The sequence below is a fragment of the Gilliamella sp. wkB171 genome (genome assembly GCF_001693755.1).
GTDB lineage: Bacteria > Pseudomonadota > Gammaproteobacteria > Enterobacterales > Orbaceae > Gilliamella > Gilliamella apicola_F.
This window is the reverse complement of sequence record NZ_LYST01000031.1, coordinates 1-13,387: the sequence shown is the minus strand read 5'-3', so window position 1 is coordinate 13,387 and position 13,387 is coordinate 1. Positions and strand designations below refer to the sequence as shown.

Annotated in this window: 12 protein-coding genes; all 12 read right to left on the bottom strand. The window is 34.4% G+C overall.

Translation table 11 applies throughout. From position 1 onward, the window contains the following. Window positions 1–2: 2 nt before the first annotated feature. Complete coding sequence (gene rseP, locus A9G03_RS03025) at window positions 3–1,319, bottom strand: RIP metalloprotease RseP (protein ID WP_179854734.1); 1,317 nt, start codon at window positions 1,317–1,319, stop codon at window positions 3–5. Window positions 1,320–1,333: 14 nt separating this feature from the next. After that, on the bottom strand, window positions 1,334–2,176 hold the full coding sequence (locus tag A9G03_RS03020) for a phosphatidate cytidylyltransferase (RefSeq protein WP_065798375.1): 843 nt from the start codon (window positions 2,174–2,176) through the stop codon (window positions 1,334–1,336). Beyond that, the gene (locus A9G03_RS03015; RefSeq protein ID WP_065634207.1) at window positions 2,170–2,901 is read right to left on the bottom strand and encodes an isoprenyl transferase; all 732 of its coding nucleotides are present in this window, start codon (window positions 2,899–2,901) and stop codon (window positions 2,170–2,172) included. Before A9G03_RS03015 ends, A9G03_RS03020 begins: the two co-directional genes overlap by 7 nt. A 62-nt stretch (window positions 2,902–2,963) precedes the next feature. Next, window positions 2,964–3,593 (bottom strand): cAMP-activated global transcriptional regulator CRP, encoded by a 630-nt coding sequence (crp, locus tag A9G03_RS03010; RefSeq protein ID WP_416379580.1) that lies wholly within the window; start codon window positions 3,591–3,593, stop codon window positions 2,964–2,966. A gap of 89 nt (window positions 3,594–3,682) precedes the next feature. Next, window positions 3,683–3,889, bottom strand: a complete 207-nt coding sequence (locus A9G03_RS03005; RefSeq protein ID WP_065634209.1) for a YheU family protein — start codon at window positions 3,887–3,889, stop codon at window positions 3,683–3,685. Between the two features lie 155 nt (window positions 3,890–4,044). Continuing rightward, on the bottom strand, window positions 4,045–5,106 hold the full coding sequence (locus tag A9G03_RS03000; RefSeq protein WP_065798374.1) for a hypothetical protein: 1,062 nt from the start codon (window positions 5,104–5,106) through the stop codon (window positions 4,045–4,047). A gap of 116 nt (window positions 5,107–5,222) precedes the next feature. Beyond that, entirely contained in the window at window positions 5,223–7,922 is a 2,700-nt protein-coding gene (locus A9G03_RS02995) for an inverse autotransporter beta domain-containing protein (protein ID WP_065798373.1), read from the bottom strand. Between the two features lie 452 nt (window positions 7,923–8,374). Beyond that, entirely contained in the window at window positions 8,375–9,901 is a 1,527-nt protein-coding gene (gene purF, locus A9G03_RS02990) for an amidophosphoribosyltransferase (RefSeq protein WP_065634212.1), read from the bottom strand. 18 nt (window positions 9,902–9,919) lie between these two features. Then, window positions 9,920–10,405 carry a CvpA family protein gene (locus A9G03_RS02985; RefSeq protein WP_065634277.1) on the bottom strand — a complete coding sequence of 162 codons (486 nt, stop codon included), beginning with the start codon at window positions 10,403–10,405 and terminating at the stop codon, window positions 9,920–9,922. A gap of 56 nt (window positions 10,406–10,461) precedes the next feature. Further along, the gene (locus A9G03_RS02980; protein ID WP_176700961.1) at window positions 10,462–11,055 is read right to left on the bottom strand and encodes an SPOR domain-containing protein; all 594 of its coding nucleotides are present in this window, start codon (window positions 11,053–11,055) and stop codon (window positions 10,462–10,464) included. A 4-nt stretch (window positions 11,056–11,059) separates the two neighbouring features. Then, window positions 11,060–12,331: a bifunctional tetrahydrofolate synthase/dihydrofolate synthase gene (folC, locus tag A9G03_RS02975; RefSeq protein WP_065634278.1), complete on the bottom strand. Its 1,272-nt coding sequence runs from the start codon at window positions 12,329–12,331 to the stop codon at window positions 11,060–11,062. A gap of 6 nt (window positions 12,332–12,337) precedes the next feature. Then, on the bottom strand, window positions 12,338–13,228 hold the full coding sequence (accD, locus tag A9G03_RS02970; protein ID WP_065634214.1) for an acetyl-CoA carboxylase, carboxyltransferase subunit beta: 891 nt from the start codon (window positions 13,226–13,228) through the stop codon (window positions 12,338–12,340). Window positions 13,229–13,387 lie beyond the last annotated feature (159 nt).

The window sequence follows — 13,387 nt, the reverse complement described above, 5'->3', positions numbered from 1 at the left end:
CATCACAATCGTAAAACATCATTAAATAGTGCAATTCCCATTATTACCATCAATAATAAAAACCCTATACGAAATAATCGTTCCTGAGTTATATTAGATAAAGCTTTTCCCCTAATCTTTTCACATAATAATAAGACAAGGTGCCCGCCATCTAGCATTGGTAATGGAACAAGATTGATAACCCCTAAACTTACACTGATAAAAGCGAGAAAGTATAAGTAAGGCGTGAAACCATAACTTGCTGTTTGCCCTGCGCTTTTTGCTATCGTTATTGGTCCAGATAAATGCTTAAGCCCAATAACACCTGTCACTAGCTGATAAAGTGAACCTACAGTTAATTTTGTTGTTAATACTGTTTGCTCAATGCCTTTACCTAATCCTTCAAAAAAACCATACTGCCTAACTACCGCGTTTGAAGAAGGATATAAACCCGCTACACCTTCTCCATTTTTTTGAATGGTCGGTGTAAGAAGCAGTTCAACATCGTGATTCTTCCGTTCGACCTTCAATGTTAGTTTATTTGCTTTTTTTATCTCAGCTGAAAAATCATCCCAATCAGTATAAAGTTTATTATTATAACTGATAATTTTATCACCAATTTGTAATCCTGCTTTTTCAGCTGCAGATTCTGGCACAATTTTACTCACAATTGGATAAATTTCCAATGCTTTAGGAATAAAACCAAATGCTGTAATTGCTGATTCTTTCTCTACATCAAATCGCCAATGGCTAATATCGACAGTTTTTCTAATTTCGTCTGTACTATTATTAGTTGGTACTAAGTAGGTTAAAGACACATTATGTTGCCCCATAACCGACATCAGAGCTAGATTTACATCATTCCAACTGTCTATCTGAATATCATTTACTTTTTTCAACTCTGCATCGACAGGTAAATTTATTGTCGATGCAGGCGTGCTGGGTATCGTTTGTTTAATTTTGACAGGATAAACTGTCACACCAAGTAAAAAAATACCCCAATAAATTACCGCCGCTAGAACAAAATTAGCCATAGGACCAGCAAATATGATTGCAGCTCTTTGCCATAGTTTTTTATTATCAAAAGCCGAGCTTTTATCAATGGTTGCTAATTCTTTCGATCTTCCATCTAGCATTCTAACATAACCACCAAGAGGAATCATAGCAATAACCAATTCAGTTCCACTTGAAAATTTATGCGACCATATTTTTTTTCCAAATCCAATGGAAAAACATTCAACACGAACTCCACATAAACGAGCTATAAAAAAGTGACCGAATTCATGTATAGTCACTAATATACTGATAGTAATGATAAATAACAACAGTGACCAAAGCAAAATCTATAACCTTTTTATAGTAAATGCAAAGATAATACAGTAAAAATAGGCACTGCTGCTGTTAAACTATCTATTCGATCTAAAAGACCACCATGACCAGGTATCAGATTGCCACTATCTTTTATACCTGCTTCTCGTTTAAACATACTTTCAGTGAGATCACCTAATACTGAAACCAAAATTGCCAATAATGAACTAATAAAAAATACATTAAATTTAATATTAATAAGATTCGAAAAATATGCAAGGACGCTAATGACTACAGCCAGACTTACTCCACCAATAAATCCTTCTACTGTTTTACCGGGTGATACTTTTGGCGCCAATTTTCTTTTTCCAAAACTTCGTCCAGCAAAATATGCGCCTGTATCAGTAGCCCATACAAGAACAAATACATATAACAACAAAGTTGCTCCTGTATAACAATTTGAACTATAATTGACCGACCTTAATCCCACCATACCAAGGAAAAAAGGCACTAATGTAAAAAAAGCAAACAGTAATTTTAATGTAATAGAATTGAACCAATAATGTGCAGTTTTGGGATAAGTCATAACCAAAATTAGTGCAATTAACCACCAAACAATGGATAATGATAATATTACGCTATAGAGTGTTAATTTTAATTCAATTGAAATTGGGATAAAATAAAGTACAGCCAATATCACTACCATTAGAAGAGCGAAAAACAATTTATTCTGTTGGTTAGTAATGTGTAAGAATTGAGCCCACTCCCATGCTGCTATACCACCAATTATCATCATAATAACAACAAAAACGGATAATGGAGCAAAAAAAAGTATAATTAGCACCAGTGGAATGAGCACAATTGCAGCCAATAATCGTTGAATTAACATGAATGTTCCTCTGTTTGAATACCACCAAAACGTCGTTCTCTGGTATTAAAAACATCAATTGCTTTATCAAATGAAGTTTGATCAAAATCCGGCCATAAAACTTCAGTAAAATAAAATTCTGAATATGCTATTTGCCATAACAAAAAATTACTAATTCGATACTCACCGCCAGTGCGAATAACGAGATCGACATCGGGTAATTCGTTCATACTGATTTGTGAAGCAAAGTATGTTTCGGTAATATCATCTAAAGTGATTTTACCATCTAAAACACGTTTAACCATTTTTTTAGTTGATTGAATAATATCCCATCGCCCACCATAATTAGCTGCAATATTCAATACTAACCCAGAATTGTTTTTTGTTAGTTGTTCTGCTTTAATAATCATAGTTTGCAATCGTTCATTAAATTGCGAAATATCACCAATAATATTTAACTTTACATTATTATTATGCAGGCTTTTCATTTCACGATTTAACGCGTAAATAAAAAGTGAAAGTAATGCTGAAACTTCATTTTGAGGACGCTTCCAATTTTCACTACTAAATGCATATAAAGTCAAAGCTTTAACACCTAAGGTTGATGCATAACTGACAATTTTACGAACAGCTTTTAAACCAGCCCTATGCCCAACTGCACGTAATTGATCTCGTTGCTGAGCCCAACGACCATTGCCGTCCATAATAATTGCTACATGATTGGGAATAGATCTTTGTTGAATCATGAGGTATGCCAATCCATATATAGCTTTTTATAAATTTTTTGATCAAATATAGCCATCATCAATTAACGGGTTCCATAAACCACAATGGTTTTACCATGTGCCGATATTAAATGTTGATCTTCTAGCATTTTTAAAATTCGACCTACAGTTTCACGTGAACAGCCAACAATTTGACCTATTTCTTGACGGGTAATTTTAATTTGCATACCATCGGGATGAGTCATTGCATCGGGTTGTTTGGCTAGATTTAATAGCGTTTGAGCAATGCGACCAGCAACATCTAAAAAGGCTAAATTACTCACTTTTTCTGATGTTACTTGTAAACGGCTTGCCATTTGACTTGCAAGTCGCATTAAAATATCAGGATTGACTTGAACAAGTTGCTTAAATTTTTTGTAAGAAATTTCGGCCACTTCACAACTTGTTTTAGCTTTAACCCAAGCACTTCGTTCTGTACCTTCTTCAAACAAACCTAATTCGCCCAAAAATTGATTTTGATTCAAATAAGATAATATCATCTCATTGCCTTCATCATCTTTAATTAATACCGCAACAGAGCCTTTTACAATGTAATAGAGAGTTTCTGCTTTTTCGCCTTGATGAATGAGAGTGCTTTTGGCGGGATACTTATGAATATGACAATGCGATAAAAACCATTCTAATGTTGTATCCGTGTGCTGTTTACCAATCATTATTCCTTCCTCTCAATCCAATTTCCAATTTACACACTATAACAAAGTTGAGCGATAAATTATATACTAAGCTATAAGGAATTTAGTGATTATTTAACAAGCTTGATGTCGATCGTTTGGTGCAGTTCAGACCAAAAAATTGCCGCTTTTCCCGCAATCAATTGAGATTTAACATTATCTACTTTTTCAATAAGTGATATTTCTTGCAAACCGTAATCCGTACCTTCACGTAACACAAAATATTCAATTAAATTATTCAGCGTATTTGAATCTAGTTCTTGCCATGGAATGATCATAATATTATCAAATAAGTGATTGTGATATTTATTCTATAATAGAAATAGCATGCTATAAAGATAGTAACTTACAAAAAACTAATAAAAAAACCACTCATAAGAGTGGTTTTTAATCTATTAAAAAACAGAACTATATTAATTCAATACGAATAATATTATCTGTCTGTTGCAACTTTCAACAAGTAACCTTGCGCACCAGCTTTGTATTTAGTGTTATAAAGCTCATTATTATTCTTGGCACCGTCTGAACTACCTAAATAGATTGTATCATTCGTACCTGTTGTAGTTGAGGTTCCGGTTAAAGCTTCAGTGGTTACAGCATCCTGATAATCAGCTGTTGCTGCTGGATCATTAGATAGCGTCCAAGTGTATGTATATGAAGATGTTTTCACTAACTCGCCTGCATCAGGAAGATTGTTCTTGTTTGCGTCGTCCCATACTACAGCACCATATTTTTCATAATATTTAGGTGTTGGAGCATCACCTGTCGCAGGTTTAACTGTATAGTTAACAGTTAAATCTAAATTACCATCAGTATCATATTTGAAAATACCAACTCTATAGCCATCATCGATGATAGGACCTTTACTAGGAGGGGTATCACCAGGACCATGTTTTTCCTCTGAAGGTTTTGTTGGCTTATTGTCATCAACTTCAGGTGGCACTTTTGACCAGATATCAGATACGTTCAACCATTTATTCGTATTTGGTAAACCAAATTCTGTCTGTTCTTGTAAGGTGAAACCAATTTCATCAGCACCACTAAATTCACTATTGATCTTGAATATAATTGTACCTTGAGACACACCATTTACATTTGTTGTTGCTGTTGATGTTAAACCTTCAAGTGTATTGATTTTTTTCCAATCACCAAAATTACCAGCAGCATCTTTTTGTCTTACGAAAAAAGTAACTGTTTGTTCAATGTTTTTATTATCAACATCACCATCTTTATCTTTCAAATTATATGAAATTTTAAAATACTGACCAACTTTAACTTGATCTGTATCTGCAATTGGTGTTTGACCTGCGGCATCAGTTGTAATTGTTAAGGACACAGTATGGTCTACATCCGCACTTGTCTTTGAAAGTATTGGCGCATTACCATGAATTGGCGCTGATGTCTCTGCTGTTAGTACAGCAGCAAATGCACTACTTGAAGCATAACCAGCTAATAATAAGCCGAATGCAACTTTTTTTAACGTTAAATTTTTCATGTTTAACTTCCTATTTTATTTCTAAATTAACATGTTGTATTTATATAAATACACCACTTTGGTTGGTGTTCCCAGTAATAGGCTGTCGATTAACTTCGACAACCTAAAATCTATTATTAATTAACAACGACTTGCAATTTAAATCCTTGATCCCCAGCACAAGCTAGTGGCGATGCATTAAGTGTTGCTAAATTCAAATAAGTCGGCGCTCCTTCACTCTTTTCAATACTCTTCCCTGAAGACGCATAACTTTGTGTTCTTAAACTTCTTAATGTGTAATGAGCATCAACACCCATAGCGACATTAAACCAAGGTCCATTAGGGTTCTTCACAAAATCTGGTAATGCACTTGTTGCCTTACTACCAGGACATGCAAGCTCATTTGAACCCACTAATGACCAAATTATAAATGGATTTTTAATTTCATGTGCTTCATCTTCGTAACCCATAGGATAAGCTTTTACATAATATTCAGAATCAACTTTCCACTCATTTGGGCCGCTTGGGTCAAATTGAAGAAGATGACCTTCGCTTCTTGCTACTAATACACCATCACTACGATAAACTTTTACTATTCCTGCTTTACCGCCGGAGAAATCTACGGTCGCTTTATTAAACGATGTCCCAAACTGATCAATTGTGATAGAAAACTCAACAACACCTTCAATGTTAGAAGCAACATCTAAAAGATAACTATCACCTATGACCTCTGTACCTGCTGCTGTTGCTGACTTGGAAGAAGCTTTTTGTCCCATTTTTACTTTTTCAAAACCTTTAACAATAATACAAGGTTCTTGTGTCGGACAAGAGCTAACATTACCAGAAACACCATTAATTAAACTAATTTTCTTACCATTACTAGTCGCTGTCCAGCCTTTTAATACTGCATCAAAAGTTTCTGGAATACGATTCATTAAATCATCATCACTAAAACCTATTACATCTTGTGCAGAGGTAATTGAACCATTAATAACCTTTGGTTTAACTAACGTTGCTAATACGGTTATTGCACTTTGCCCATCTGCTGGATTCATTGCTAAAGCAGTTTTATTCCCACCTTTATCTACAGCCCAAACTCCAATTTTGCGCATTGATGGATTAGGCAAAACTTCGAAAGTAACAGAGTTAGATGTCGCCGATTTACCTTTACCATCAGTCACTGTAACAGATAAAGTATATTTACCATTAGTACTGATTGGGTGACGCTGACCGTTTGCATCAACATAATTCGGCGCGACAATCTTCCAATTATTTGTATCAGCAGGAGGCGTCATCCAACTAGAAGCTGTACATATTCCAACAGTAGAGCATAAAAATCCGCCTCCAGCATCAATTTCCATCATGTCACCAGACCATGAAAGGCTATTTAAACCTTTAGCATTATGTACACCAATAGTAACGCCGTAAGACTCACCTTCAAGTAACTGAAGTGCTTCAAGTCCTAGATCGACACTCATTTTTTTATCTTTATATTCAAGCACAATATAGTTATTACGATCGACAAGATCATAACGGCTACCTTTAACTGAACGAGCAGCCTGAACCATATCAGGATCAAGTTGATCTTTTAAAGGTGTACCAATACGATAGTTCATCGTCAATTCAGCTTTAGTTGCCTTTTTATTATCTTGTCCACGCTTATGTTCAGCTTTGATCGTAAAAAGCGGAACTGGCGTATAATCAATACTAGCCGTGATTGCTCTTGGGTCTTTTTGCAAATTATCTTTGCCAAACAATGCGACTTTATCACCATAGTATTGTTCATACATTAAAGAACCACCAAGATGTGGATATTGAGGTAAATAGCCTTGGAAACGGATATCAAATCCTCTAGCTGCTCGTTCTAAATAATCATCAAAGTCTTTGGAGTCTTTCCAATCTGATAATGGATGATAATAGTTAACAGCAAACTTCATGTAATCGGTCCAAGCTTCAGCACCTACCCCTAAACGGTTATGAGATCGTTGAAAATCATGGTCGAAAAATACGTTATAACCCAATAACCACTTTTTATCTGCTACATCCCAACGTTGACCTATACCAAAGTTACCAATACGCCGATTATGTTCATATTCTTGAAAAGAAAGTTGAGTAAATATCAATGTATCTTCTGTATCTAACCAAGGGCTAAACAATTTAAGATTGACGTTATTAAACGTACCTTTATCACTTAAATCGAATTGCAATTGCGCAGTACCAAAACGACCTAAAAAGTCTTGTGCTGCACTTTTGATTGGATCAACAACTTGGTTTCTAACACCACTGCGGACATAATCCTCAGCATAATCTTTAGCTCTACTCTTTATATGACCTGACAAACCGCCATTATCTGGAGAGGTTATCTGTTTCCAATCTTGACTCGCTAAAGTTTGAATTGTTGATGCAACTTGGCTGGCTAAAGCACTTTTATCCACTTTAGGATCATATGTGTCATCAGATCCTAATTTAGGCAAATTCGCATATTTATTTTGGCTATCAGGATCTACTTTCTTTATCGCTGGTAATAATGGCGAATTTTCAGGAAGAACCAATCGTTCCCCAATCTCAACCACATCTTTTTTATCATAACGACCAGCATTCATTGCTCTTAATTCAGCAATAGATATACTACTTAGCAAAGCAATTTGATATAAGCTACGTTGTTGGTTATTCACCATTTCACGAACTTTAGTACCATCTTTTAATTCAATTATCTTATTGCTATCAACAGCAGTTACTGGACTAGAAACGTTACTGTCCGCAGCCCATGTTGTTTGACAACCTAGAGCTATAACAATTAGCGCAGAGATAACTTTTAAATTAAGATTGTTTCTCATCTTAATTATTCCTTATATTTCACCGGCAACATTGCTACAAAGTAACAAGTTTTTTTATTCTCAATAAGCATAGTTGTCATCAAACCTTGTACACTTATGGTTCAAATTTATTGTTTTTCTATACTTAAATTTATTTAAAAATTGTGGATTTTTTTACAAAACCTCTTATTGGCTAGGATCATATTACAAAACTGTCATTTATCAAAATGATTTTATTATTTTTTTTTGATTTTTTTTTGTAAATATATCAAATATTGTTTTTTTTCAAATGATTAATATGATTTAATTATTAAAAGGCTTTTTTACATTAAGTTATAATTAATTGATATATAATGATATTATTTTTATGACTTTTTTGTTATTGAAAAGATATCGAGAGGGAAAAATAGAAAATAAATAAAAAAACAGACAAATTAACAAAAATTTATCTGTTTTTAGATATCTTCAACTAATCAATTATACGATTGATCTTCATTATAAATTTCTAAATTTTCGGATTCTTTTTGGCAAAACACTTTTTTATCATCGTTGCGTTTTTTTTCTAAAAGTGACAAATAAGTATCATTTATACCTTGAGTAATATACTTGCCATCAAAGACCGAACATTCAAAATGAGTAATGTTAGGATTTAATTCTCGTATTGCAGCAATTAAATCATCAAGGTTTTGGAAAATAAGTTTATCTGCACCAATATCTTTAGCGATTTGCTCAACGTTACGATTATAAGCAATAAGCTCTCTGGCAACGGGCATATCGATGCCATAAACATTAGGGTGCCTTATTTCTGGCGCCGCCGAAGCCAAATACACTTTTTTAGCACCACAAGAGCGTACCATTTCAAGAATCTTCTCTGAAGTAGTGCCTCGTACAATTGAATCATCAACCAGAAGAACATTTTTTCCTTCGAATTCTATACGATTAGCATTAAGCTTTCTTCTCACTGAAAGCTTACGTGCACTTTGTCCTGGCATAATAAATGTACGGCCAATATAACGATTTTTAACAAATCCTTGTCGATAAGGTTTATTTAAGATACGTGCAATTTCGAGTGCTGCATCACAAGAAGTTTCAGGAATTGGAATAACAACATCAATATCGATATCTTTCCATTCCCTCGCTATTTTTTGACCTAACTTTTGCCCCATTAAAATACGAGATTGATAAACAGATACCCCATTCATTAGCGAATCTGGTCGGGCAAAATAGACATATTCAAAAATACATGGGTAGTATTGAGGATTATCTGCACATTGTTGCGCATATAATTGACCATCTTGAGTGATATAAATAGCTTCCCCGGGTTCAACATCACGCATTAATTCAAAATCAAGAATATCTAATGCAACGCTTTCTGACGCAACCATATATTCAGTTTTACCATTATCAAGTACGCGTTTTCCTATCACTAAAGGACGAATACCATATGGATCACGAAATGCAACAAGCCCATGCCCAATAATCATAGCAACACAAGCGTAAGCACCCTGAATAATATTATGTACTTGATGAACAGCCTGAAAGATATTATCAGCCGTTAACGGGTAAGTTGGAAATTTATCCAGTTCATTAGCTAAAATATTTAAAAGGACTTCTGAATCTGAGTTAGTATTGATATGGCGGCGAGCAAGTTCAAATACTTTATCTCGCAATTGGTCGGTATTAGTCAAATTACCATTGTGTGCAAGCGCAATACCGTAAGGTGAATTAACATAAAAAGGTTGAGCTTCGGATGGGCTAGAACTACCTGCTGTTGGATAACGAATATGCCCTATACCCAGTTTACCTTGAAGCCGTTGCATATGATGTTCTTGAAAAACATCTTTAACCAAACCATTAGCTTTACGTAAACGAAAGCGATTTTGCTCATCAATAGTAACAATTCCGGCCGCATCTTGCCCTCGATGTTGTAACACCGTTAGAGCATCATAAATTGATTGATTAACTGTACTACATCCTACGATACCAACAACACCACACATATAACTATCACCTCAAATCTAATGCGCTAAAAAAGAAGACGAATTTTGGATATAATCAAAAAACCAACGAATAATAAAATGGAAATGTGGAATAAGCTGAGACTGAGTCCAATATTGAGATTGTGATAAAGGAGTAAAAGTATCAATAAAGAAAAGTACTGCAGCAACGACTAAAATACCACGTAACACACCAAAACAAATCCCTAAAACGCGGTCTGTACCTGATAACCCAGTTTTTTGAACCAACTGACCAATAATATAAGACACTATAGTACAAACCAATAATGTAGCAATAAACAAAATAGCAATAGCAACCGCAATTTTAACCACATCACTATCAAAATAAGTCAAATACTGAGTAATATGAGAATAAAATCGGCTAGCAATAAAAAAAGCAAGTATCCAACTGATAAGGGATAAAGCTTCTCGAACAAAACCTCGAACAATGCTAATTAATGCAGAAAAAACAATGACCCCAATAATCGTAAAATCAACCCAATTCATCATCATAATCACTCACAATCTTATATTAAGAATTTATTTTATTATAGTTACTGTATTTAGTTCGCCACTATAATACCTTTAAGTTTTGTCAAAGTATCTAGATCAACAATAACTTGTTCTGCTTGTTCTCTTTTAGCGTAAGGCCCAACCTGCAATTTAATAAGCTGATTAGGTTCAGGATTTTTGGGAATTAGCCTAACGTTATAGTTATTCAATCGTAATAAAGCTACAAGCTCTTCTATTTTTTGTCTATTTTTTAACGCAGTAAGTTGAATCATGTAAGGTTTAGTTTCTTGACTTGATACTACTGGCTTATTATTTACTGATGAAACACTATCATCACTTGTTGAAATATTATTTGAAGATAACGTATTTGAATTTTGGTCATCTTCCGGAATATAAGGAATATCAACAACCTCATTATTTGAATTATCAAGGTGGTTTCCAGATTCAGTTGGTGATGTAATAACTTGATTTTGCTGGTTAACAATTTCTGGTTGTAAAATAGGCGTTGAAGAAGTGGGTAAATTGGATTTATCGGTTAAAATCGATGGAGCAACTGCTGCTAAAATTAACAATAAAGTGGCAAAACCGACCCATCGATTTCGGATCCTATTTGGAGTGCTGTTATTATTTTTTTTATTTTCCATAAAATTAATCATCAATTTCAGCTAAGACTGCAGATACAGTATGAAAAGATCCACACACCACAATAATATCATTTTTTTGAGCATCTTGAAGTGCTGCCCGGTAAGCATCACAAACATGATCAAATGTTAAAACATTATGGGCATTATTCTCTACTAAATATTGTTTTAATACATCACAGCTACACCCTCGATCGCCATAAAGTGATGCACAATACCAAGCATCCCCATTTAATAACGACAAAGTACCTTTGATATCCTTATCTTTCAGCATACCAATTACAAACATGACTCGACCAATATGCTTATTTTCGGCTTTTAAAGAATTTAACTGATTAGCTAAATAATGCGCAGCATGAGGGTTATGTGCAACGTCTAAAATAACAAGTGGGTTAGTTTTTACGATTTGAAATCGTCCCGTTAGGCTTGCTTTACCTAATCCTTCATTTATTTGTTGCTGAGAAATCTTAATTGATGAATAATTTAACGCAGCAATAGCAGTGGCTGCATTTGCTAACGGCACATGAGGAGTCACTAAAGATGGATATTGACATTTGTCAGAACAAAATTCCCAAACACTTTTATCTGTTTGCTGATAAGACCAATTTTGATTTACCGCATATAAAGGACAATGGACAGCATTTGCAACATCAAAAATTGATTGAGGAATGTCTGGCTCCCCAACAATAGCAATACTTTTAGACTTAAATATACCTGCTTTTTCTCGACCAATGCTTTCACGAGTATTACCTAAATAATCGACATGATCTATAGCTATCGAAGTAATAATAGCCACATCAGCATCAACAATATTAGTCGCATCAAAACGCCCACCTAACCCGACTTCTAAAATAACAACATCTAAATTGGCTCGCTTAAATTGATATAAAGCCGCAAGTGTTGCATATTCAAAATAAGTCAGTGAAATATCACCTCGAGCATTTTCAATTTCAATAAATGCATTTATTGTTTCTTGCTCGGTCGATTCTTGATTATTGATTCGTACGCGTTCAGTAAAACGTAAAAGGTGAGGGGAACTATACACGCCTACTTGCATATTTGCTGCAAGCAATATCATTTCAAGTGTTTTACACGTTGTGCCTTTACCATTTGTTCCTGCAACAGTAAATACATAAGGAGCTGGTTGTAATAAGTTAAGCCTTTGAGCAACGGCTCTAACACGATCTAACCCCAAATCAATGGCCAAAGGGTGTAGTTGCTCTAAATAACTAAGCCATGATTGTAAATCAGACTTAGCATTAGGTTTCTTATTTTGAATGCTCACTTAATTTGTCTCGTTATTGGTGACATCATAAAAAGGGCTTGGTAATTTCATTAATTTAGCTAATAAACTGGCAATTTTAGAACGCATATCTTTACGATGAATGATCATATCTAATGCACCTTTTTCAAGTAAAAATTCGCTACGCTGAAAACCTTCAGGTAAGGTTTCACGTACAGTTTGCTGAATGACCCTTGGACCAGCAAAGCCAATTAATGCCTTAGGTTCAGCAATATTAATATCACCTAGCATAGCTAAACTCGCTGATACGCCGCCCATAGTAGGATCGGTCATCACCGAAATATAAGGTAAACCTTCATCTTGCATTTTAGCTAAAATTGCACTTGTTTTTGCCATTTGCATGAGTGAAAAAAGTGCTTCTTGCATGCGAGCACCACCACTAGTTGAAAAACAAATTAATGGACATTTATCAGCAATCGCCTGTTCTGCTGCACGTGTAAATAAAGCACCCACAACAGAAGACATTGACCCACCAATAAAAGCAAATTCAAAACAAGCTACCACAACAGGGATCCCTAATAAAGTGCCTTTCATTACAACCATAGCTTCTTTTTCGTGCGTTTCTTTTTGAGCCGCTAATAAGCGATCTTTATACTTTTTAGTATCTTTAAATTTTAGAATATCTTTAGGCGCTAATTCAGATCCAATTTCAACATCAGAACCTTCATCTAAAAACCGATATAATCTTACACGTGCAGGAATATGCATATGATGATCACATTTAGGACAAACCTCTAAGTTACGATCCAATTCAGCTTGATAAATAATTTGCTCACAGTTACTACATTTGGTCCAAACACCACCAGGAATATTCGCTTTTTTATGATCTGACGATATATTATTTTTACTTAGAATTTTCTCAATCCAGCTCATTATGATTCTCTCATTTGATACGCTTTTAGAAATATCGGGGTATTGTATAATATTTTGTAATAATTCTTAATAGTTGTTTTAACTTTTATCTTTTCAATCAATTTTTTTCAAAAATTATCTGCATTTAAATATAAAAAAATCAAAATAAAAGCTATAAAA